17 protein-coding genes and 1 tRNA gene are annotated in these 22,018 nt (G+C 69.7%); 11 read left to right on the top strand and 7 right to left on the bottom strand.

Translation table 11 applies throughout. The features are described from left to right. The first annotated feature begins 13 nt into the window (after positions 1–13). From metG to ACN6M5_RS07150, 4 genes are read left to right on the top strand one after another with little or no spacing between them, the layout of a single operon-like run. Positions 14–1,603 (top strand): methionine--tRNA ligase, encoded by a 1,590-nt coding sequence (gene metG, locus ACN6M5_RS07165; RefSeq protein ID WP_434949041.1) that lies wholly within the window; start codon positions 14–16, stop codon positions 1,601–1,603. Further along, positions 1,600–2,529 (top strand): TatD family hydrolase, encoded by a 930-nt coding sequence (locus ACN6M5_RS07160; RefSeq protein ID WP_085369742.1) that lies wholly within the window; start codon positions 1,600–1,602, stop codon positions 2,527–2,529. The genes metG and ACN6M5_RS07160 overlap by 4 nt, the downstream gene beginning before the upstream one ends. Next, on the top strand, positions 2,526–3,374 hold the full coding sequence (gene rsmA / locus ACN6M5_RS07155) for a 16S rRNA (adenine(1518)-N(6)/adenine(1519)-N(6))-dimethyltransferase RsmA (protein WP_168689796.1): 849 nt from the start codon (positions 2,526–2,528) through the stop codon (positions 3,372–3,374). The genes ACN6M5_RS07160 and rsmA overlap by 4 nt, the downstream gene beginning before the upstream one ends. Positions 3,375–3,405: 31 nt before the next feature. Further along, a complete protein-coding gene (locus tag ACN6M5_RS07150) occupies positions 3,406–4,338 on the top strand; it encodes a 4-(cytidine 5'-diphospho)-2-C-methyl-D-erythritol kinase (protein ID WP_168689795.1) in 933 nt (310 codons plus the stop codon). Positions 4,339–4,416: 78 nt separating this feature from the next. Here the strand turns inward: ACN6M5_RS07150 and ACN6M5_RS07145 are convergent, their stop codons facing one another. Both ACN6M5_RS07145 and ACN6M5_RS07140 read right to left on the bottom strand, forming a co-directional pair. Beyond that, on the bottom strand, positions 4,417–5,250 hold the full coding sequence (locus ACN6M5_RS07145) for an undecaprenyl-diphosphate phosphatase (protein ID WP_168689794.1): 834 nt from the start codon (positions 5,248–5,250) through the stop codon (positions 4,417–4,419). Between the two features lie 253 nt (positions 5,251–5,503). After that, positions 5,504–8,371 (bottom strand): helix-turn-helix transcriptional regulator, encoded by a 2,868-nt coding sequence (locus ACN6M5_RS07140; protein WP_434949040.1) that lies wholly within the window; start codon positions 8,369–8,371, stop codon positions 5,504–5,506. A gap of 141 nt (positions 8,372–8,512) precedes the next feature. Here ACN6M5_RS07140 and ACN6M5_RS07135 point away from each other — a divergent pair, with 141 nt between their 5' ends. Beyond that, a complete protein-coding gene (locus tag ACN6M5_RS07135; RefSeq protein ID WP_434949039.1) occupies positions 8,513–10,339 on the top strand; it encodes an ABC-F family ATP-binding cassette domain-containing protein in 1,827 nt (608 codons plus the stop codon). Between the two features lie 27 nt (positions 10,340–10,366). Further along, positions 10,367–12,010, top strand: a complete 1,644-nt coding sequence (locus ACN6M5_RS07130) for an acyl-CoA dehydrogenase family protein (protein WP_434949038.1) — start codon at positions 10,367–10,369, stop codon at positions 12,008–12,010. Positions 12,011–12,037: 27 nt separating this feature from the next. Here the strand turns inward: ACN6M5_RS07130 and ACN6M5_RS07125 are convergent, their stop codons facing one another. Together ACN6M5_RS07125 and ACN6M5_RS07120 are read right to left on the bottom strand one after the other, a co-directional pair. Further along, positions 12,038–14,533, bottom strand: coding sequence for a CDP-glycerol glycerophosphotransferase family protein (locus ACN6M5_RS07125; RefSeq protein WP_434949037.1), 2,496 nt, complete (start codon positions 14,531–14,533; stop codon positions 12,038–12,040). A 66-nt stretch (positions 14,534–14,599) separates the two neighbouring features. Beyond that, positions 14,600–15,118, bottom strand: a complete 519-nt coding sequence (locus ACN6M5_RS07120) for a MarR family winged helix-turn-helix transcriptional regulator (RefSeq protein ID WP_085369734.1) — start codon at positions 15,116–15,118, stop codon at positions 14,600–14,602. Positions 15,119–15,185: 67 nt separating this feature from the next. Between ACN6M5_RS07120 and ACN6M5_RS07115 the strand changes: the two genes are divergently transcribed. The 3 genes from ACN6M5_RS07115 to ACN6M5_RS07105 all read left to right on the top strand — a co-directional run bounded on the left by ACN6M5_RS07115 (position 15,186) and on the right by ACN6M5_RS07105 (position 17,691). Further along, positions 15,186–15,257: transfer RNA gene (locus ACN6M5_RS07115), tRNA-Gln, on the top strand. A 31-nt stretch (positions 15,258–15,288) separates the two neighbouring features. Next, entirely contained in the window at positions 15,289–16,713 is a 1,425-nt protein-coding gene (gene glmU, locus ACN6M5_RS07110; RefSeq protein ID WP_434949036.1) for a bifunctional UDP-N-acetylglucosamine diphosphorylase/glucosamine-1-phosphate N-acetyltransferase GlmU, read from the top strand. Beyond that, the gene (locus ACN6M5_RS07105) at positions 16,714–17,691 is read left to right on the top strand and encodes a ribose-phosphate diphosphokinase (RefSeq protein WP_434949035.1); all 978 of its coding nucleotides are present in this window, start codon (positions 16,714–16,716) and stop codon (positions 17,689–17,691) included. Positions 17,692–17,722: 31 nt separating this feature from the next. Here the strand turns inward: ACN6M5_RS07105 and ACN6M5_RS07100 are convergent, their stop codons facing one another. The 3 genes from ACN6M5_RS07100 to ACN6M5_RS07090 form a co-directional block, all read right to left on the bottom strand. Then, on the bottom strand, positions 17,723–18,073 hold the full coding sequence (locus ACN6M5_RS07100) for a hypothetical protein (protein WP_085369731.1): 351 nt from the start codon (positions 18,071–18,073) through the stop codon (positions 17,723–17,725). A gap of 77 nt (positions 18,074–18,150) precedes the next feature. Beyond that, the gene (gene gnd, locus ACN6M5_RS07095; protein ID WP_434949034.1) at positions 18,151–19,602 is read right to left on the bottom strand and encodes an NADP-dependent phosphogluconate dehydrogenase; all 1,452 of its coding nucleotides are present in this window, start codon (positions 19,600–19,602) and stop codon (positions 18,151–18,153) included. A 189-nt stretch (positions 19,603–19,791) separates the two neighbouring features. After that, the gene (locus tag ACN6M5_RS07090) at positions 19,792–20,451 is read right to left on the bottom strand and encodes a hypothetical protein (protein WP_434949033.1); all 660 of its coding nucleotides are present in this window, start codon (positions 20,449–20,451) and stop codon (positions 19,792–19,794) included. Between the two features lie 269 nt (positions 20,452–20,720). Between ACN6M5_RS07090 and ACN6M5_RS07085 the strand changes: the two genes are divergently transcribed. Then, positions 20,721–21,353 (top strand): 50S ribosomal protein L25/general stress protein Ctc, encoded by a 633-nt coding sequence (locus ACN6M5_RS07085; RefSeq protein ID WP_085369728.1) that lies wholly within the window; start codon positions 20,721–20,723, stop codon positions 21,351–21,353. Between the two features lie 8 nt (positions 21,354–21,361). After that, complete coding sequence (pth, locus tag ACN6M5_RS07080) at positions 21,362–21,943, top strand: aminoacyl-tRNA hydrolase (RefSeq protein ID WP_434949032.1); 582 nt, start codon at positions 21,362–21,364, stop codon at positions 21,941–21,943. The last annotated feature ends 75 nt before the right edge of the window (positions 21,944–22,018 follow it).

Raw genomic sequence — 22,018 nt, 5'->3', positions numbered from 1 at the left:
TAGGATAGTCACCATGTCCGACGGCTCTTCGTTCTACATCACCACGCCGATCTTCTACGTGAATGATGTCCCGCACATCGGGCACGCATACACGGAGGTCGCCGCCGACGTTCTCGCGCGCTGGCACAGGCAGGCCGGTGACGACACCTGGCTGCTGACCGGCACGGACGAGCACGGGCAGAAGATCCTGCGCACAGCCACCGCCAACGGCACCACCCCGCAGGAGTGGGCGGACCGTCTCGTCACCAACGAGTGGCTTCCTCTGCTGAAGACCATCGACATCGCCAACGACGACTTCATCCGCACCACGGACGAGCGCCACGAGAAGAACGTGCAGAAGTTCCTGCAGAAGCTGTACGACGACGGCTTCATCTATGCGGGCGAGTACGAGGCGCTCTACTGCGTCGGCTGCGAGGAGTTCAAGCCGCAGAGCGAGATCGTGGACGGCACCGGCGAGTACGAGGGCCAGAAGGTGTGCGCCATCCACTCGAAGCCGCTGGAACTGCTGCAGGAGAAGAACTACTTCTTCCGGATGAGCCAGTTCGCCGACCAGCTCCTCGCGCTCTACGAGGAGCGCCCGGAGTTCGTGCAGCCGGAGTCCGCCCGCAACGAGGTCGTCTCGTTCGTGCGCCAGGGCCTCAGCGACCTGTCCATCTCCCGGTCGAGCTTCGACTGGGGCATCAAGGTGCCCTGGGACGAATCGCACGTCGTCTATGTGTGGTTCGACGCGCTGCTCAACTACGCCACCGCCGTCGGCTACGGCCAGGACGAGCAGAACTTCGCCAGGCGCTGGCCGGCCACCCACATCGTCGGCAAAGACATCCTGCGCTTCCACGCGGTGATCTGGCCCGCCATGCTGATGGCGGCAGGGGTGGATGTGCCGCACCAGGTCTACGGTCACGGCTGGCTCCTCGTCGGCGGCGAGAAGATGTCCAAGTCCAAGCTGACAGGCATCGCGCCCACGCAGATCACCGACACGTTCGGGTCCGACGCGTTCCGCTACTACTTCATGCGCGCCATCAGCTTCGGCCAGGACGGCTCGTTCAGCTGGGAAGACCTGTCCGCCCGCTACCAGGCGGAGCTCGCCAACGGGTTCGGCAACCTCGCATCCAGGGTCGTCGCGATGGTCACCAGATACTTCGAGGGCGTCGTGCCGCAGGCCGGGCGATACGAGGACGCGGACTTCGCCGTGCGCCAGACCGTCGCCGACGCAGCGACGGCGGCCGACGCCGCCATCGAGAAGCTGGCCATCCACGACGCCATCACCGCGATCTGGACCATCGTCGACGAGCTGAACGGCTACATCACGGCCCAGGAGCCGTGGTCGCTCGCGAAGGACGAGGCGCAGCGCGAACGTCTCGCCACCGTGCTCTACACCGCGGCGGAGGGGCTGCGCGCGCTCGCCGTGCTGCTGTCTCCCGTCATCCCGAAGGCCACCCTCAAGCTGTGGGTGGCGCTCGGAGCGGAGGACGAGCTCGGCGACCTCGACGACCAGCCGCTGCGCACCGCGGGGAAGTGGGGCCAGCTTCCCGCCGGCACCACCGTCAACGGACTCGAGGCGCTGTTCCCCCGGATCGACGCGGACGCGGTGCCCGGCGCATGACCGACCCGGCGTTCATCCGGCAGCGTCACGTCACAGACGGGCGTGACCTGGAGTACCCGCCGCTTCCGGAGGCGCTGGTCGTCCCCGTCTACGACAACCACACGCACCTGGAGATCTCCGACGGCGACGAGCCGATGGACTACCGGGAGCAGCTGGACCGCGCATCCAGTGTCGGCGTGCGCGGTGTCGTGCAGGTCGGAAACGACGTGGAGACCTCGCGCTGGTCGGCCGACATGGCCGCCATCGAGCCCAGGATGCTCGCCGCCGTCGCCCTGCACCCCAACGACGCCCCCGACTACGCGGAGCGCGGCGAACTCGACGACGCGCTCGCGGTGATCGCCGAGCTGGCCACGCGACCGCGCGTCCGTGCCATCGGCGAGACGGGGCTCGACTTCTTCCGCACCGAGGCCGGCCCGCGGCGGGAGGCGCAGTTCCGCTCGTTCGAGGCGCACATCGAGATCGCCAAGCAGAACGACCTCGCCATGCAGATCCACGACCGGGATGCGCACGCCGACGTGATCGCGACCCTCAAGCGGGTGGGCGCTCCGGAGCGCACCGTCTTCCACTGCTTCTCCGGCGACGCCGAGCTCGCGCAGATCTGCGCGGACAACGGCTGGTACATGTCGTTCGCCGGCAACGTCACGTTCAAGAACGCGGAGAACCTGCGCGAGGCGCTGCGCGCGGCCCCTCGCTCGCTGATCATGGTCGAGACGGATGCGCCGTTCCTCACGCCGACGCCGTTCCGCGGCCGGCCGAACGCGCCGTACCTCATCCCGCACACGCTGCGCGCGATGGCCGAGACCATCGGCACGGACGCCTCCACCCTGGCCGCGCAGATCTGCTCCAACACCGAGCTGGTCTACGGACGCTGGGACGCCGAGCCCGTCGCATCGCCGCCGACCACCCCGATCGGGATCATCGCGTGACCGCGCTGCGACTCCTCGGCCCCGCCGAGATCCGCGACCTGGCCGACCTGCTCGACGTCACCCCCACCAAGAAGCTCGGCCAGAACTTCGTCATCGACGGCAACACCGTGCGCAGGATCGTGCGCGTCGCCAAGGTGCAGCCGGGCGACGTGGTGGTCGAGGTCGGCCCCGGGCTCGGCTCGCTGACCCTCGGGCTGCTCGAAGCGGACGCGACCGTGGTCGCCGTCGAGATCGACGGACGGCTCGCCGAGCAGCTGCCGGTCACGGTGCGCACGATGGCGGAGGAGGCGGCGGACAGGCTCACCGTCGTGCACAAGGACGCGCTGCACGTCACCGAGCTGCCGCTCTCGCCGACGCGGCTGGTCGCCAACCTGCCGTACAACGTCTCCGTTCCGGTGCTGCTGCACTTCCTCGAGCACTTCCCGGGCATCCGGAGCGGGGTGGTGATGGTGCAGGCGGAGGTCGGTTTCCGGGTCGCCGCCGAGCCGGGCTCGAAGGTCTACGGCGCCCCGAGCGTGAAGGCGGCCTGGTACGGCAGCTGGCGCACGGCAGGCACGGTGAGCCGCCAGGTGTTCTGGCCGGTCCCGAACGTCGACTCGGTGCTCGTCGCGTTCGAACGCCACGACGACGAGCCGGGAGACGAGACGCTGCGGCTGCGCACCTTCGAACTGGTGGATGCGGCGTTCCAGCAGCGCAGGAAGATGCTGCGGCAGGCGCTCGCACCCGTCTACGGCGACGCGGCCACCGCGTCCACGGCCCTGGAGGCGGCCGGGATCGCGCCAACGCTGCGGGGCGAGCAGCTCGGCATCGCCGACTTCGTCCGGCTCGCAACGGCTCGGGTCTAGCGCCCGGCTCATCCGCCTGTAGGTTGGGACTATGACCACTCCGGCCATTGACGCAGTTCACGTGCGAGCCCCCGGCAAGATCAACGTGTTCATGCGCGTCGGGGCGGTGATGGACGACGGATACCACGACGTCGCGACGGCCTACCAGGCGGTCTCCCTCTACGAGGATGTGCGCGCGTATCCGGCGGACGACTTCTCGGTGACGTTCGGCGGCTCGATCGACACCAGCGACCTGCCGACAGACGGCACCAACCTCGCCGTCAAGGCGGCCAGGATGCTCGCCAGGAAGACCGGATACACCGGCGGCGTCCGCCTCGAGATCGACAAGCACGTTCCGATCGCGGGCGGGATGGGCGGAGGCTCCGCGGACGCGGCGGCCACCCTCGTCGCCTGCGACGCGCTCTGGGGCACGGAGGCAAGCAAGGAGGATCTGCACGCCATCGCCGCCCGGCTCGGCGCCGACGTGCCGTTCGCCCTGGTCGGCGGAACGGCCATCGGAACCGGCCGAGGGGACAGGCTGAGCCCCGCGCTCGCCACCGGCCAGTTCCACTGGGTGCTCGCGCTGCCGGACAGCCAGCTGAGCACGCCGGCGGTCTACAGCGAGCTCGACCGGCACCGCGAACGTCACTCCCGCGACATCGCGCCGGCGCAGTTCACCCCGACGGTCGACACGGCCGTGCTGCAGGCGCTGCGGGCGGGAGACCCGGCCATGCTCGCCGAGTCGCTGACGAACGACCTGCAGGCCCCGGCCATCCACCTGGCGCCGGAGATCGGCGCCGTCATCGAGCTGGGGGAGATGAACGGCGCGCTCGCCGGCATCGTCTCCGGCTCCGGCCCGACGGTCGCCTTCCTGACGGCCGACCTCGACAGCGCGCTCGACCTGCAGATCGCGCTGAGCGCCGCCCGGCTGACGGCGGTGCGGGCGACCGGCCCGGTGCACGGGGCGCGCATCCTCAACGACTAGGCCGCCGCGAGATGCCAGTAACTGTCGCGAAACGCCCGGGATGCGCCACAGGTACTGGCATCTCGTCGTTCGGCGGGGTCAGGTGGCGGTGATGACTCCGGTGAGGAGGAGGATCGCGACGACCACCGCGAGGCCGATGCGGTACCAGATGAAGACCGTGATCGGGTGCTTGGTGACCAGCCGGAGCAGCCAGGCGATGCTCACGTAGGCCACCACGAGGCTCACGATCGTGGCCACGATGGTGGGCAGCCAGCCGACGCTGGAGCTGATCGCGCTCGCCTGCGTGATGCCCTCGTATCCACCCGCCGCGACGAGCGCCGGGATGGCGAGGAAGAACGACAGCCGCGTCGCCGCCACGCGGTCGAGGCCGCGGAAGAGACCGGCGCTGATCGTCGCGCCGGAGCGGGAGACGCCGGGGATGAGGGCGATCACCTGGAAGACGCCGATGGCGACCGCGTCGAGCACGGTGGTCGACTCCTCGTGCCGGTCCTGTTTCCCGACGCGCTCCGCCGCCCACATGACGATGCTCCACAGGATGAGGGCGGCGACCACCACCCACAGGTTGCGCAGGCCGCCCGAGATGAGGTCTTTGGCCACCAGGCCGACGATCGCGATCGGGATGGAGCCGATGATCACGTACCAGCCCATCCGGTAGTCGTGGCCGCGCGCATCCCGGTTGAACAGGCCGCGCGCCCAGGCGACGACGATGCGGACGATGTCTTTCCAGAAGTAGATGATCGCCGCGAGGATGGCGCCGACCTGGATGATCGCGGTGAACGCTGTCACACCCTGGTCGTCGATCTGCAGTCCGAGGAGTTTCTCGACGATGGTCAGGTGGCCGGTGCTCGACACGGGAAGGAATTCCGTGATGCCTTCGACGATGCCGAGGATCAGGGCTTGCAGCAGGTTCATCCGACCGCCTCTCGATTCAGTGTGCGCTCCCCAGCATGTCGGGACGGCGGCAAGAAGTCTCTGAGAATCGCGAAGGGAGAGGTTTTTCTACCCTGGTTTTCTACCCAGGGATGCCCAGCGCGCAGACGCAAGTCGGGTGTTGAGACGATTCGTTGAGCATCGTATCCAAGCGTCCCAGCGGGCGGGCATCCCGGGGTGTGATCCCAAAATACCGAGGCCGTCAGGTGGGCTCATAACCGTGGGAGGAAAACCGTCAAGTATTGACGGGGCGGTGCCTGGCACGGGTCGCGCGCACGCTGCGGGAGGCGATGCTGAGCTTCCGCAGATCACGCCGCGACGACAGTTCCAGCTTCGCCAGGATGTTCCGCACGTGGAAGTTGACGGTGGTCACCGACACGTACAGCCGCTCCGCGATCTCCTTGTTGGTCATGCCGGCCGCGAGCGCGTACGCGACCTGCCGCTCCCTCGTGGTGAGCGGCGCGAACGGGTCCGTCTGCGCGTCGTCCGCCCCTCGGCCGCTCGCGCTCAGTTCTTCCAGCAGCCGGGCGCAGCGGGACAGATACCCGGATGCGCCGACCCGGCGGAACGTGTCGGCCGCCTGTTCGAGCAGCGCCGTCGCGCGCGGCCGGTCCGTCCCGAGTTCGGCCAGCAGCCGCCCGGCGTCGGCCGCCGCCACAGCCTGCGGGAACGGGAACCGGGCAGCAGACGGGTCGTCGAGCGACGCGAGGTACGCGTCCAGCGCTTCCTGCCGCGCCCCCTCGGCTTCGAGCACGCGGCCTTCCAGCCAGCCCAGCGAGCCGTAGTACGGTCGCCACATCCCTGGCGCCTGACAGAGGACGAACGCCGCGCGTGCGTCCGCCGCCCGGCCGAGTGCCGCCGAGGCATCCACTCGGTAGGTCAACCAGCCGAGAGTGGATGCGCGGGTCGCCGCCTCCTCCGCCTCCTCCGTCACGGCGAGCTGGGTCGCGCGGTCGCCGAGGGCGCGGGCGAGTTCGGCGCGCGCGATGAACGGGAGGTCGCTGTCGTACGACCCGGCGATGCTGAGCTTCGCCTGCGCGGCGGAGCGGAGGCGCTCCTCCACGGCCGCCGCCTCTCCGCGCCCCGCGCGGACCAGCGTCGACGCCCAGAGGGCGATCGGCCAGCCGGACAGGTCCGTCTCGTCGAGGGCGAGCGCGACGGAGGCGTCCGCGAGGGTGACGGACTCGTCCCACTCGCCGAGGAGGAACAGGACGTGGGCGTAGATCGTGCGTCCGAACCCCGCCGTCCAGCTCGACGGGAACCGGCGCAGCAGCTCGTTGGCCTGCGCCAGGTCGTCGCGGGCACGGTCGATGTCGCCGCTGAGGACGAACACGCGGGCGCGGGAGATGAACGCGTCGACGACGGACGGGGAGACGGTGGACGGTGTCGACGCGGCGGCGAGAAGATCGTCGAGTTCCGCGACGAGCTCACCGACCACGGCGGGCCGCACGTGTCCGGCGGCGGTGAGCGCCCAGCCGAGCAGCCGCAGCAGATAGTCGCGGGGCTGGGCGAGCCAGCGGAGGGCGGGGTCGGCGATCTCGTCCGGGTCGGAGGGGGCTTCGGCGATCAGGCGACGGCCGGTGTCGAGGTGGTCGAAGACGCCGGGGAAGTCGCGCGTCGCCATCAGGACCTTGGGAAGCGCCTCTGCGACGTGCGCGCGGATCGCCCGCTCGTCCGCCGTGGTCGCCTGGCTCGCTTCGAGTGTGAGCGCGATGCCGAGCGCACCCGGGATGTCGCCGGTGAGGGTGCGCAGTTCGAGCACGACGAGATCGCGCGCCTGGGAAGCGGGCAGCGCCTCGATGGCGGGCGCCAGGTCGAAGATGCGCTCGTGCATCCTGGTTCGCAGCGCGAGCAGCCCGATCTCCAGCAGGGCGCGGTCGTGCTCCGCCCCCGGAGCCGCGAGGTGCACGGCCGAGCGGGCGTAGCTCATCGCCTGGTCCGCCTGGTTGCGGTCGGCCGCCACCCTGCTCGCTTCGAGCAGTTCGGCCACGAGGGTCGGGTCTGCGACGTCGGCCGCCTCCACGCGGTGGCGGAGGGCGCGGTGTCCGGTCAGCACCTCGGCAGCGATCCGGTGGATGGCCACCCTGCGCTCCAGGGTCAGGTCGCCACTGAGGGCGTCGGCGAGGATGGCGTGCGCCGGCTCCACCCAGACGACGCCGTCGCGCTCGGACGAGAGCACGAGGCCGCGGGAGACGGCGCCCGCCGCATCCACCCGGCTGCCGAGCCGGGCGGCGATGGTGCCGAAGACGGGCAGCGGAAGCGGGTCGCGGAGCACGGCGATGATCTCGGCCGCCTCGCGCACCGACGGGTCCGCGCCTTCGAGCGCGGAGCCGACCGCCGTGGAGAGCGGGGTGATCGCGGCGGCGGGAAGGTCCCAGCCGGCCGGGTGCAGGGCCGCGGCGAAGGTGTCCCGGAGCTGCCCGAGCAGCACGCTGAGCAGCAGAGGGGACCCCTGCGTCGCCTCGGTGAGTCTGGTTGCCGTGCGCCGGGAGACCGCGTGACCCAGGATGTGCTGGGCCAGGTCCTGGGTGTCGGCGACGGAGAACGGGGTGAGCTCCACCCTGGCGTGGTTGACCGTCGACGCGGCGACGTCCTCGAACAGCGAGACCACGCTGCCGGGGAGAGGCCTGGTCGCCGCGGTGAACAGGAAGCCCTGATCGGACAGCCGCCGCACCACGAACCGCAGAGCCCTGGCCGACGCCTCGTCGACCCACTGCGCGTCGTCGACGATCAGGCAGACCGGCTTGCCCACCCCGTCGACGGCGTCGAGCAGCAGGCGCCCGACCGTCAGAGGGTCGTCCGACGGCTCCGGCGGCCGGATGCGCGTTCCGCTGACCGCGTTGAGCCCGCGCACCAGGGTCTCCACCGTCGCGTAGCTGAGGTCGGATTCGAACGAGTCGGCGTGCACCCGCAGCACCGTCCAGCCGTCGAGGCGTTCCGCCACGTCGGCGAGCAGCGCGGTCTTGCCGAGCCCCGCCTCTCCGGTGACCAGCAGGGCGCCGCCCTTGCCGAGTGCACGATGGGCGACGAGCAGCATCGTCTCGCGTTCCCTGTCGCGGCCGAACAGCGGCTTCGCATCCGGGTTCGAGGCCTCGTCGGTCACGTTGGTTCCCCATCCCGACCGGCCGTACGCCGTGCGGGTATTCGGGAGACGGACCGGTCTCAGCGATCTTCGCACACCATCCGGCGGCCCGGATTCCCCCGTCCTGGGGGCGAACGACCGGCCGGTAGGCTGGAAACCCTCATGGCACACCTCCTCGGCGCTGAGTCGCTGCACCTCGAATACCCGACGCGCGTGATCTTCGACAGCGTCACGATCGGCATCAACGAGGGCGACCGCATCGGCATCGTCGGCCGCAACGGCGACGGCAAGTCCACCCTGCTCTCCCTGCTCGCCGGGCGCATCGAACCGGATTCCGGACGCGTCACCCGCCGCCGCGATGTCAGCGTCGGGATGCTCGACCAGGGCGACGAGCTCGACCCGGCCCTCACGGTCGGTCAGGCCATCGTCGGCGACCAGGAGGAACACGTCTGGGCCGGGGATGCGCGCGTCAGGGACGTGCTGACCGGGCTTGTGTCCGACATCCGCTGGGAGGCGACGGTCGGCGAGCTCTCCGGCGGCCAGCGCCGCCGCGTCGCGCTCGCCGCGCTGCTGGTGCACGACCACGACATCCTGTTCCTGGACGAGCCGACCAACCACTTGGACATCGAGGGCGTCGCCTGGCTGGCGGCGCACCTGAAGACCCGCTGGCCCGCCACAGCGGGCGGGCTCGTGGTGGTGACCCACGACCGGTGGTTCCTCGATGAGGTCTCCACGGCCACGTGGGAGGTGCACGACCGCCTGATCGAGCCGTTCGAGGGCGGATACGCCGCGTACATCCTGCAGCGCGTCGAGCGCGACAGGATGGCGGCGGTGGTCGAGGGCAAGCGCCAGAACCTGATGCGCAAAGAACTCGCCTGGCTGCGCCGCGGAGCCCCGGCCCGCACCTCCAAGCCCAAGTTCCGGATGGATGCTGCCGCCGAGCTGATCGCGGACGAGCCGCCCGTGCGCAACCCGGTCGAGCTCAGCCAGATGGCCACGGCCCGGCTCGGCAAAGACGTGGTCGACCTGCTCGACACCACCGTGATCTACCCGCCGAAGACCGTGCTGCGCGACATCGAGTGGCGCATCGCACCGGGGGAGCGCACCGGCATCCTCGGCGTGAACGGCGCGGGCAAGTCCACGCTGCTCGGCCTCATCGCGGGCACCGTCGAGCCGACCTCCGGCCGGGTCAAGCGCGGCAAGACCGTGCAGATCGCCACCCTCACCCAGCAGCTGTCCGAGCTGGACGACGTGATGGACGAGCGGGTCAGCGCCGTCATCGCCGGCAAGCGCACCACCTACCTCGCGGGCGGCAAGGAGATGACGCCCGGCCAGCTCCTCGAACGCCTCGGCTTCACCAACGCCCAGCTGTCCACGCCGGTCAAGGACCTCTCCGGCGGCCAGAAGCGGCGCCTGCAGCTGCTGCTCATCCTGCTCGACGAGCCGAACGTGCTCATCCTCGACGAGCCGACCAACGACCTCGACACCGACATGCTCGCCGCGATGGAGGATCTGCTCGACTCCTGGCCGGGCACCCTCATCGTCGTCTCGCACGACCGCTACCTCATCGAGCGCGTCACCGACCAGCAGTACGCGGTGATGGATGCGTCCCTCCGGCACCTGCCGGGAGGAGTGGACGAGTACCTGCGGCTGCGGAAGGGCCAGCTGGCGAGCGGCGGACCGGCGGCGACCGCTGCGGCCGTGCCCGCATCCGGAGCGGCGGCATCCCGCGCATCCGGGGCATCCGGGGCCGCCCCCGCGCTCACCGGCGCCGCCCTGCGCGCGGCCGAGAAGGAGGTCACCTCCATCGACCGCCGCCTCGGCAAGCTGGCCGACCAGGTGGCGGCGACGCACGAACGCCTCGCCCAGCACGACCAGAGCGACTACGAGGGCATCGGCGTCATCTCCGCCGAGCTTCGCGCCCTGGAAGACGAGATCGCCACCCTGGAGACCCGCTGGCTGGAACTCTCCGAGCAGCTCGAAGGCTGACGCATCCTGCGCGGCTAGGCTCGCCGCATGGCAACGCACGCCGTCACCAACCAGCCGCCGCCTCGCGTCGACCTGGACGAGTTCGCCGCGAACGTCCCCCTCGCCGAGGTGGTCGAACGCCACGACGCCGGATGGGCTACCTCCGACCTGGCCGCCGTCGGCCGGCTGGTCGGCAGCGCACGGTTCCAGCACGACGCCGAACGCGCGAACGTGCACGAACCGGAGCTGCGCGCCTTCGATCGCTGGGGCACCAGGATCGACGAGGTGGAGTACGACCCGTCGTACCACCGCATCCTCGGCGAGGCCGTCGCCGCCGGCGCCCACACCTCGGCCTGGGCGGAGCCACGGCCGGGCGCGAACGTCGCCCGTGCCGCCACGTTCATGCTGTTCGCGCAGATCGAGCCAGGACACGCCTGCCCGGTGTCGATGACCCACGCGGCCGTCCCTGCGCTCGCGTCCTCCGACACGCTGAGCGCGGCCTGGCTGCCTCGCCTGCTCAGCCGGGAGTACGACCCCGGCCTCTCGGCGGGCAAACGCTCGGCGCTGTTCGGGATGGCCATGACCGAGAAGCAGGGCGGCTCGGATGTGCGGGCGAACACCACCACGGCCGTCCCGGACGGCGACGGCCGCCACGTGCTCACCGGGCACAAGTGGTTCTGCTCGGCCCCGATGTCCGACGCGTTCCTGGTGCTCGCGCAGACGCCGTCCGGCCACGGCGAGTCGAGTCTGAGCTGCTTTCTCGTGCCCAGGATGCTCGACGACGGTACCCGCAACGTCTTCGCCATCCAGCGGCTCAAGGACAAGCTCGGCAACCGCTCCAACGCCTCCAGCGAGGTCGAGTTCGACGGCACGGTCGGGCATCTGCTCGGCGAGGAGGGCCGGGGAGTGCGCACCATCCTGGAGATGGTGAACCGCACGAGGCTGGACTGCATCCTGGGCAGCGCGGCCGGGATGCGGCAGGCGGTCGCCGAAGCCGCCTGGCACGCCAGGCACCGGTCGGCGTTCGGCGCGCACCTCATCGACCAGCCGGCGATGACCGCCGTGATCGCGGACCTCGCTCTCGAGTCGGAGGCGGCGACGGCGGTCGCCCTGCGGCTGGCGCGCGCGCACGACGCGGACGCGTCGGACGCCGACCGCGCCTTCCGTCGCCTCGCGACCGCCGTGACCAAGTACTGGGTCTGCAAGCGCGGGCCCGGGCATGCGTACGAGGCACTGGAGTGTCTCGGCGGCAACGGGTACACCGAGGCGTTCCCGCTCGCGCGCCGCTACCGTGAGCAGCCGGTGATGGCGATCTGGGAGGGCTCTGGCAACGTGATCGCCCTGGATGTGCTGCGCGCACTGCAGCGCGAGCCGGACTCCCTCGACGCGTTCGACGCCGAGCTCGCCGCGGCGCGTGGCGTGCATCCCGGGTTCGACGCCCACCACGATGCGGTGCGCGCGACCGTCGCCGGCCTCGCGGGCACCGACCCTCGGGATGCGCAGGCCGCCGTCCGGCCGCTCGTCGCGTCCCTGGCGCTGGCCCTGCAGGCGTCGCTGCTGCTGCGTCACGCGCCGGACGGGATCGGCGCCGCCTTCGTCGACGCGCGCCTCGGCGACGGCCGCGGAGCGCTCTACGGCGAACTGCCGTCAGCGGCCCGGTCGGCCATCCCCGCGCTCATCGCGCGCGCCTGACCGGACCGGAAACGGGGACCCCCGCCGCTACTCCGCCCCGATGGCCGCGTAGAACTGCCCTACGGCCTTGCGGTTGTACGCCACGTAGTCGAACGTGCTCGCGGGCACCTCTCCGGCGAGGAACGCGGTCAGTCCCTGGGCGACACCGGCGTCCGACTGCGGCACGACGAGCCCGCTGCCGGCCGGCAGCGCGTTCTTGGCCGAGGCGAACTCGACGGTGACGATCGGCAGCCCGAGCACCAGCGCCTCGAGGATCACCATCGGCTGGCCCTCGTAGTCGCTCGACAGCACGAAGCAGTCCGCCGCCGCCATGATCGCGTGCGGATTGCGCTGCATCCCGGTCAGGAACACCGAGTCGGTGAGCCCGAGGCTCTCGATGAGCGCGGTGAGGTCGTCGAACAACGGTCCGGCGCCGACGATGACGAGCCGGGTGGCCGGATGCGCGGCGTGCACCTCCGCGAACGCCCTGATCAGCCGCGCCTGGTTCTTCTCCGGGGACAGCCTGCCGACGTTGACGAAGGTGGTCACCTCATCGTCGTGCGCGAGCAGTGCGTTCGCCCAGGCCGGGTTCGTGCCGGTCTCCTCGTCGAAGGTGAGCTCGTGCAGGTCGGCCTGCGCGTTCTCCAGGATGTGCTCGGCGTCGACCGTGTTCAGCGCGTACGTGAACTTCTCCGGCCGCGCGTACTCCGCCAGGCCGTCCCTGTTGATGTCCGACAGCGTCGGAGACACCGACACGAGGTGGTCGTACTGCTCGTAGAGGGTGAACAGCTGCGTGAGACTGTGCAGCATCTTCTTCTCGCCGCCGACCTCGCGGTGCGCATCCGACGCCAGGTCGTTGTGCAGCCAGATCGAGCGCTCCGCCTCGGGGGAGTGCAGCAGCAGGGTCGCCCAGAACGGCCCGTAGCCGGAGAAGTCGACGACGTAGTCGAAGCGGCTCTCGCCGAAGCACCGCGACCACTCGTCATTCCACAGCCGGTTCTGCGACGGGATGTTCGCGTGCTCGGCGATGCGGCCGCGGCGGAAGTCGAGGTGGCGGGCGAGGTGGCGCAGCTTGGCGCCGTTCATGCCGCCGACCCGCGGGAACTGCCGCACGGCGGGGTGGATCTGCTTCTGCTTGCCGATGGTGGCCTTCGACCTGCTCTGCGCGAAGAACGCCGACACGTCGTAGCGGTCGTGGTCGAGGTTGTTGAGCAGGTTGAGGGCCGACGTGGTGATGCCGTTCGGCCGCATCCCGCCCAGGTAGAGGAGGAGCTTGACGCGTCCGTCGTCGGCGAGGTCGGTGCGCAGCCGGTAGCCGTCGCGTACGCCGCGGAAGACGATGTCGACGACGCGCTTCGACGCGGCGCCATCCTCGTACGGGACGAACCTGCGCTGCGCGGCGAGGTAGCGCTCGCGCCACTCCTCCGGCACCGCATCCCCGTTCTCGGCGATGGCGGCGAGGTCGTCGCCGATCTCGCGTGCGGACATGCGCGCGGGGCCCGGCCACTCGTCCGGCTCGAAGTAGAGGCCGCGGGTGCCCGCGTAGTCCGCGATGTCCGGCGTGAAGAACAGGATGGGCCTGCCGGTCTGCAGGAAGTCGAAGTAGATGCTCGAATAGTCGGTGATGAGCGCGTCGGTCGCGCCGAGCACGGCGTTCGTCGGCAGTTCGTTCGGCACGAGCATCCGCTCCAATTCCGGCCGGTGCCTGGCGAGCTTGTGCACGCTCTGGTGCGTCTTCAGCAGCACCACGTACCTGCTGGTGTCGATGCGTTCCTCGATCGCGGCGACGTGCGCGAGGATCTCGTCGATGTCGTCGGTGGGCCGGCCGAACGACGCACCCTTCCAGGTGGGCGCGTACAGCACGATCTTCCTGTCGCCGAGCGGGATACCCGCCTCGGTGAGCTGACGGCGCACGGACGCGCGGCCCGCGTCGTCGAGGAACTGCCTGTCGATGCGCGGGTAGCCCTCCTCGACCAGCGTGCCGCGGTAGATCCCGGTCAGCTTGTATCCGGTCTCGTACATCTGCTCGGCCATGAAGGGGTTGGCGGCCAGCAGATAATCGGCCTGCACGAAGTTGCGCACGATGTTCGCCGTGCCGAGCGCACCGTCTTCGATGTCGTAGCCCATGCGCTTGAGCGGCGTGCCGTGCCAGGTGTTGAGGTAGACCTGCCCGTCGCGCTTGCCGAAGTCGGGAGGGAACGTCGCGTTGTTGACCAGGTATTGGCTGGTGGCGAGGGCGCGGTAGTACGCGGCGGAGCCGTACTTGACGAAGCTGACCCGCGGGTTCCCGGCGAACTCCTCGACGGCTGCACGGTACTGGGTGAGGTCGGAGAGCGCCCAGACGTGGGTGAGATGGGCGAGGTCGGGGGCGGCCAGGAGCTCGCGGAAGATGGCCTCGGGGTTGTCGAGCATCCCGTTGCCGGAGAAGGACTCGTAGAACACCGAGCCGATCACGAGCGGCTGCCGACGCCAGTGCGCGTGGATCTCGAAACGGGCGGCGCGCTTGACCCGGGAGGGCAGGCGTTTCAGGCGGGAGAGTCTCATCGCCCCCGATTTTATGAGAGGGGCATAACAGTCTCCTGAGAGCGGCCGATGCGTCCGCTCTGGATATCAGGATTCTTCGTCGAAGCCGAGGGAGAGTTTGCGCAGCAGCGAGGCGAGCCGTTCCTGCTCGGTGGGGGAGAGGCCGACCAGGATGTCCGACTCGGCGTCTACGAGGCGGGTGATCGCCGCATCCACTCTGGTGAGGCCCTGCGCCGTCATCTGCACCAGGATGCCGCGGCCGTCGTTGGGATCGGTGCGCCGCTCGACGAGCTCGCGGGAGACGAGCCTGTCGATGCGGTTCGTCATGGTGCCGCTCGACACGAGCGTCTGCTGCAGCAGCGCCTTCGGGCTCAGCTGGTACGGCGCGCCGGCGCGGCGGAGCGCCGCGAGCACGTCGAACTCCCACGACTCCAGGTCGGAGCGGTCGAACGCGGTGCGGCGGGCCCTGTCCAGGTGGCGGGACAGCCGGGCGACGCGGGAGAGCACCTGCAGCGGCGAGAAGTCCAGGTCCGGGCGTTCGCGCAGCCAGGAGTCCACGATGCGGTCGACTTCGTCGCGTGCGTCAGGCGTCCGTGGGTCAGGCATCTCCCCATGCTATTTCGTCGGGCGGTCGCTCGATGGTCTGGCAAACTGTGTTGTGCGCACAGCGCGGTCCGCCTTGGTGTAATGGCAGCACGACAGCCTTTGGAGCTGTTAGGTCTAGGTTCGAATCCTGGAGGCGGAGCGGAACCGATCGTCCGATCCCCTGGAGTGATATGACCGACCAGAATCTTGCCATCGTCGTGCTCGCGGCAGGACAGGGGACGCGGATGAAGTCCGCCACCCCCAAGCTCCTGCATCCACTGGCCGGCCTGCCGATCATCGGGCACGTCCTCGCCACGGCGAAGCAGCTCGACGCCGCGCACGTCGTCTCCGTCGTGCGGCACGAGCGCGACCGTCTCGTCGAGGTCATCTCCGTCGACCTGCCGGAGAGTGTGATCGTCGACCAGGACGACGTGCCGGGCACCGGCCGCGCCGTCGAGCTGGCCGTCGAGGCCCTCCCCGCCGACTTCTCGGGCGACGTGCTCGTGGTCAACGGGGACGTCCCCCTGCTCGACGCCGGCACGCTGCGCGAGCTGATCGAGAAGCACCGGGCAGGAGGAGCGGCGGCGACCATCCTGTCGTCGTTCCCCGCGGACGCCACCGGATACGGCCGCATCGTGCGCACCGAGAGCGGCCACCTCGACCGCATCGTCGAGCACAAGGACGCGACCGAGGCCGAGCGCGAGATCGGCGAGATCAACGCGGGCATCTACCTGTTCGGTCTTTCTCAGCTGCGCGACCAGCTCGCTGCGCTGACCACGGACAACGCGCAGGGCGAGAAGTACCTCACCGACGTCATCGGGCTGCTGCGGAACGCGGGCTTCGACGTGGATGCGCTCCCCGTCTCCGAGTCGTGGCTGGTCGAGGGCATCAACGACCGCGCCCAGCTCAGCGAGGCCGCAGCCAAGCTGAACGCCCTGATCGTGCGCACCTGGCAGCTGGCCGGGGTCACCATCCAGGACCCCGCGACCACCTGGATCGACGTGAAGACCAGGCTCGCCCCCGACGTCACCATCCTGCCGGGAACCCAGCTGCGCGGCGCGACCGTGGTGGAGACCGGCGCCGTCGTCGGCCCGGACACCACGCTGCTCGACTGCGAGGTCGGCGAGAACGCGACGGTGAAGCGCACGGACGGCACGCTCGCCGTGATCGGCGCGGGCGCGACGGTCGGCCCGTTCGCCTACCTGCGCCCGGGCACCATCCTCGGCGCGGACGGCAAGATCGGCACCTTCGTCGAGACCAAGAACGCCGTCATCGGCGCTGGCACCAAGCTCGCCCACTTCAACTACGTGGGGGATGCGACGGTCGGCGAGAAGTCGAACCTGGGCGCCGGCGTCATCACCGCCAACTACGACGGGGTCAACAAGCACCGCACCGAGATCGGCTCGCACGTTCGTGCCAGCACGAACACGGTGTTCGTCGCGCCCGTTAGGATGGGTGACGGAGCGTACACGGGAGCGGGAACCATCGTCCGCAAGGACGTACCTGCTGGAGCGCTCGCCCTCACGGTGGCTCCGCAACGCAACATCGAAGGTTGGGTCGCGCAGAAGCGGCCGGGCACCGACGCCGCCACAGCTGCGGAAGAGAGCGGAGAGTAAGTGTCAGGGATCACCACCACCGGCCAGAAGCGACTAGTTCTGATTTCTGGGCGGGCGCATCCCCAGCTTGCAGAAGAGATCGCAGAGTGCCTGGGCAGCGACCTCGTCCCCACCGACGCACGCACCTTCGCCAACGGCGAGATCTACGCGCGCTTCGATGAGAGCGTGCGCGGCTCGGACGCGTTCGTCATCCAGTCGCACACCTCGCCGATCAACGAGTGGCTCATGGAGCAGCTGATCATGGTGGATGCGCTCAAGCGGGCCTCCGCGAAGCGCATCACCGTCGTCGCCCCGTTCTACCCGTACGCCCGCCAGGACAAGAAGGGCCGCGGCCGCGAGCCGATCTCCGCCCGCCTCGTCGCCGACCTGTTCAAGGCCGCGGGAGCCGACCGCATCATGTCGGTCGACCTGCACGCCGCGCAGATCCAGGGCTTCTTCGACGGCCCCGTCGACCACCTCTTCGCCATGCCCGTGCTGCTCGAGCACATGAAGCGCGAGCTCGACCCCGCGGTCACCACGGTGGTCTCCCCGGACATGGGCCGCGTGCGCGTCGCCGACATCTGGAGCGACAAGCTCGGCGTGCCGCTCGCGATCATCCACAAGCGCCGCGACCCGCTGGTGCCCAATCAGGTCTCCGTGCACGAGATCGTCGGTGCTGTCGAGGGCCGCGTCTGCCTGCTGGTGGACGACCTGATCGACACCGGCCGCACCATCGTCAAGGCCGCGGAGGCGCTCAAGGCGAGCGGCGCGATCGGCGTCGTCGTCGCCGCCACCCACGCCGTGTTCAGCGACCCGGCCGTCGAGCTGCTGCAGAGCGACGCGATCGACTCGGTCGTCGTCACGGACACGCTCCCGCTCCCCGAGCACAAGCGCTGGGACAAGCTCACCATCCTGCCCATCGCCCCTCTCCTGGCGAACGCGATCCAGCAGGTCTTCACCGACGGCTCCGTCACCTCGATGTTCGACGGGGCGGCCTAGCCAACAGTTCTCCGCCCCCTGCGAGTGTTTCCTAGGGAAGCGCGTGCGGGGTCGACGGGATCAGCCCGAGGGGAGCCACGAACGTGGCATCCCCCTCGGTGTTGAGCGCGTAGCACTGCCAGCCAGGGCCGGCAGGCGCGAACAGTTCGAAGCGCGCGGACGAGCTCCGCGCATCCGGCTCGTAGCGGCCGACGTACACGGCACAGGTCTGCGTGGCGGTCTCGGTCGCGATGCTGATGGTGACGAGCACGCCCGGCAGCACCAGAGCCACGAGCCCGACGACCACCACGATGCGCGTGGCGATCATCGCACGGCGACCGCGCAGCGGCCGCTCGTCCTCCGGCTCGTAGCCCACCAGCTCGGGATGCTCGTCAAACGTCACCCTCCGAGTCTCAGCCGAACGCGGGCGAACCGCAACCCGCGTCCGGCCTCGATCACTCGCCGGTGACCCGGGAGGGGTCAGTGGCTGGAGCCCTCTGTCTCGATCTCGGTGCGGTCGCCGGACCAGAGGGTGTGGAAAGTTCCCTCGCGGTCGACGCGCTTGTAGGTGTGGGCGCCGAAGAAGTCGCGCTGGCCCTGGACCAGGGCGGCGGGCAGGCGCTTCACCGCGAGCGAGTCGTAGTACGAGAGCGCTGCGCCGAAGCCGGGGATCGGCACTCCGGAGAGGGCTGCAGTGGCGACGACGCGGCGCCAGGCCGCCTCGCCCTCGGCGACGGCGTCGGCGAAGTACGGGGCCTCGAGCAGCGTGGCGATGTCCGGGTTCTCGTCGTACGCGTCGGCGATGCGGTTGAGGAACTGGGCGCGGATGATGCAGCCGCCGCGCCAGATCTTGGCGATCTTGTCCTTGTTGATGTTCCAGCCGTACTTCTCGGCGCCGGCGATGATCGCGTCGAAGCCCTGCGCGTATGCGACGACCTTGGAGGCGTAGAGCGCCTTCGAGACGTCGTCCGCGAACGACGCGTCCACCGTCTGCACCTCGGGGCGCGAGGTCACGACGGACTGCACGGCGGCGCGCTGGGCCGGCTTGGACGACACGGCGCGGGCGAACACGGCCTCGGCGATGCCGCCGACCGGGACGCCGAGGTCCAGGGCGTTCTGCACGGTCCAGACGCCGGTGCCCTTCGACCCGGCCTGGTCGAGGACGATGTCGACGAACGGCTTGCCGGTCTCCGCATCCACCTGGCGGAGCACCTCGGCGGTGATCTCGATCAGGTAGGACTCGAGGTAGCCCTTGTTCCACTCGGTGAACACGTCGGCGATCGCGGCCGGCTCCAGGCCGCCGACGGTGCGCAGCAGGTCGTACGCCTCGGCGATGAGCTGCATGTCGGCGTACTCGATGCCGTTGTGGATCATCTTCACGAAGTGGCCTGCTCCGTCGGTGCCGACGTGCGTGACGCAGGGCTCGCCCTCGGCGACCGCGGCGATCGAGGCGAGGATCGGCCCGAGCGTCTTGTACGACTCCTCCGAACCGCCCGGCATGATCGACGGGCCCTTCAGCGCGCCCTCCTCGCCGCCGGAGATGCCGGTGCCGACGAAGTGGATGCCCGTGGGGGAGATGCGCTTCTCCCGCTCGATGGTGTCCTGGAAGTTCGCGTTGCCGCCGTCGACGATGATGTCGCCCGGCTCGAACCGCTCCACCAGCTGGTCGATCACGGCGTCCGTGCCCTTACCGGCCTGCACCATGATGATCGCGGTGCGCGGCTTCGCCAGCGACGCCACGAAGTCGTCGATGCTCTCCGACGCGACGAACCCGGCTTCGGGATGCTCGGTGATGAGCTCGTCGGTGCGCGCGTACGTGCGGTTGAACACGGCGACCGTGTTGCCTTCACGGGAGGCGAGGTTGCGGGCCAGGTTCGAGCCCATCACCGCCAGACCCACGACACCGATGTTGGCTGATGCTTCGTTGGACACAGAACGCTCCTTCGGATGCGGCGGACGGCCGCCTTGAGTGTGAGAGGGGGGACGCGAGATCGCGTGCGGCCGAAACGTCCAGATCCGGACCGGAGACCATCGTTCGCGCTCCGACTGGCGCTGGTGGCGTGCGTCGAGCAGACTCGACCAGCCTACCAAGCTCCGCGCTGCGGAGGTCAGCGGGAGTGCTCAGTCGCAGAGGTCGGACGAGACGCTGTCGTCCCCGCCCACCACGATGGCCGTGACGACATCGTCGCCGTTGACCACGAAGTCGACGTACCGGCCGTTTCCGTCGCCGAGCGCGTACGCCCGCTGCCCTCCGGAGACGCTGTTGCTGCGTTCGAGGTCCGGATACGCCGCCCGCAGCGCATCCAGGGTCGAACCGAGGCCGATGCCCGCGCTGGTCTTCGGCGTCGGGGACACCGCCTGGTCGAGACCAGAGGCGTCAGCCACCCGGATGCGCACCGCGGTCGTCGCGCTGCCGTCCCGCGCGACGGCGGTCACCGTCGGCTGGGCGCCGTCCGGCGTCGAGCCGGACTGCTTCGTCTCGAGTTCGTAGCCGATGCAGCCGTCTTCGTCGATGCTCTTCGAGAATCCCGGGATCGCGGACGTCTGCGCCTTCACGTCCCCGCCGATGGTGAGCGGCCCCATCCCCGCCCAGATGACGAGCCAGGCCGACACGTTCGCCGGGTCGACCGGGATGGCGCTCGCGGTCTTCTGGGGCGCTGGCCTGGTCGGCGAGGCAGGGGAGGAGGTCTTCGCGGTGTCGGACGCCGGCGTGCATCCGGTGAGTGCGGCGAGAACGACGGCGGCAGCCGCCGCAGCCGTGCCGAATCCTGTCGCGCGCATCCACATCCCCCTGGTCCCTGATAAAGCATCAATATCGCATACGGCGGCCGTGTGCCGCCACCGCCCCGCGATCGGCTAGACTTGCTGATTGAACTTCGGCGAGGGATGCACGCGGTCACGCGCGCAGTCCGTAATCGACGCGGTGGAGCAGGGCTTCGCAGTCTTTCCTCACACGTCTTTCATCAGATCGATGCGTTCGAGTCGAACACAACCAGACACTGCGAGCAGCGCTCGCCCGACAGCCGGCCCCCGCCGGCAAGGAGACAATCATGGCTGACGAGTCCAACAAGGTCGTTACCGAGGCACGCGAGAGCTTCGGCAAGGGCGCTGCGCGCAAGATCCGCGCGGCAGGCAAGATCCCCGCCGTCGTCTACGGACACGGCACCGACCCCATCCACGTGACGGTCCCGGCCCACCAGGTCGGCCTCCTGCTCCGCAAGGCGAACGCGGTCCTCGACCTCGACATCGCCGGCAAGAGCCAGCTCGTCCTCGTCAAGGACGTTCAGAAGGACCCGGTGCTGCAGATCATCGAGCACCTCGACCTCATCGTCATCCGCAGCGGCGAGAAGGTCTCCGTCGAGGTCCCCGTGCACGTCGAGGGCGACACTTACCCGGGCACCATCGCGATGCTCGACGTCCCGACCCTCCGCCTCGAGGTCGAAGCGACCCACATCCCGGAGCGCATCGTCCTCGATGTCACCGACGCGGAAGAGGGCACCCAGTTCCACGCGAAGGACTTCGTCCTCCCGAAGGGCGCCGCTCTGGCGGAAGACCCCGAGCTGCTCATCCTCAACGTCATCGTCCCCGCGTCCTCGCGTGCGGACGAAGAGGCCGACGCCGCTGTCGCTGAGGCCGCTTCCGCCGCATCGGCCGCTGCCGCTGCCGAGTCGGACGCCGAGTAACCAGCTCGATGGATTCGCCCTGGCTCGTAGTCGGGCTCGGTAACCCCGGGCCAGGCTACGCCGCCACGCGTCACAACGTGGGGCAGATGGTGCTGGACGAGCTCGCCGAGCGTGGCCGCCTCACCTTCAGGTCGCACAAGACGAACGCCACGGTCGCCGAGGGGCGCATCGCCCCCGGCGGACCGCGGTACATCCTGGCCAAGCCGAGCACGTTCATGAACGTGTCCGGCGGCCCGGTCGCGCAGTTGCTGCGCTTCTACTCCCTCGAACCGTCGCAGCTGATCGTCGTCCACGACGAGCTCGACATCCCGTTCGACACCCTCAAGCTCAAGTTCGGCGGAGGGCACGGCGGCCACAACGGCGTCCGCGATGTCATCTCCGCCATCGGCACGGGCGACTTCACGCGCGTGCGCGTCGGCGTCGGCCGCCCGCCCGGCTCGTCCGCCGCGGCCGATCACGTCCTCAAAGGCTTCAGCAGCACCGAGAGGAAGACGCTCCCGAATCTCGTCGCCGACGCGGCGGATGCGGTCGAGCAGATCGCGGCGGACGGTCTCACCGCCGCTCAGCTCCGGTTCCACACCGCTCGCTGAAATTAAAATGCAAACATAGATATTGTTCGTCATCTCTTGTAATGTTCCGGGGGCGCGAATCGCTGAGATTCGCGC

Source organism: Leifsonia araucanica (assembly GCF_051161895.1).
GTDB lineage: Bacteria > Actinomycetota > Actinomycetes > Actinomycetales > Microbacteriaceae > Leifsonia.
This window is presented reverse-complemented; position numbering and strand designations above follow the sequence as displayed.

Bases quoted from the DNA above. Each gene is read 5' to 3' on its own strand.
- metG (WP_434949041.1), top strand. From the start codon at position 14: ATGTCCGACGGCTCTTCGTTCTACATCACCACGCCGATCTTCTACGTG.
- ACN6M5_RS07160 (WP_085369742.1), top strand. From the start codon at position 1,600: ATGACCGACCCGGCGTTCATCCGGCAGCGTCACGTCACAGACGGGCGT.
- ACN6M5_RS07150 (WP_168689795.1), top strand. From the start codon at position 3,406: ATGACCACTCCGGCCATTGACGCAGTTCACGTGCGAGCCCCCGGCAAG.
- ACN6M5_RS07145 (WP_168689794.1), bottom strand. From the start codon at position 5,250: ATGAACCTGCTGCAAGCCCTGATCCTCGGCATCGTCGAAGGCATCACG.
- ACN6M5_RS07135 (WP_434949039.1), top strand. From the start codon at position 8,513: ATGGCACACCTCCTCGGCGCTGAGTCGCTGCACCTCGAATACCCGACG.
- ACN6M5_RS07130 (WP_434949038.1), top strand. From the start codon at position 10,367: ATGGCAACGCACGCCGTCACCAACCAGCCGCCGCCTCGCGTCGACCTG.
- ACN6M5_RS07125 (WP_434949037.1), bottom strand. From the start codon at position 14,533: ATGAGACTCTCCCGCCTGAAACGCCTGCCCTCCCGGGTCAAGCGCGCC.
- ACN6M5_RS07120 (WP_085369734.1), bottom strand. From the start codon at position 15,118: ATGCCTGACCCACGGACGCCTGACGCACGCGACGAAGTCGACCGCATC.
- glmU (WP_434949036.1), top strand. From the start codon at position 15,289: ATGACCGACCAGAATCTTGCCATCGTCGTGCTCGCGGCAGGACAGGGG.
- ACN6M5_RS07090 (WP_434949033.1), bottom strand. From the start codon at position 20,451: ATGCGCGCGACAGGATTCGGCACGGCTGCGGCGGCTGCCGCCGTCGTT.
- ACN6M5_RS07085 (WP_085369728.1), top strand. From the start codon at position 20,721: ATGGCTGACGAGTCCAACAAGGTCGTTACCGAGGCACGCGAGAGCTTC.
- pth (WP_434949032.1), top strand. From the start codon at position 21,362: ATGGATTCGCCCTGGCTCGTAGTCGGGCTCGGTAACCCCGGGCCAGGC.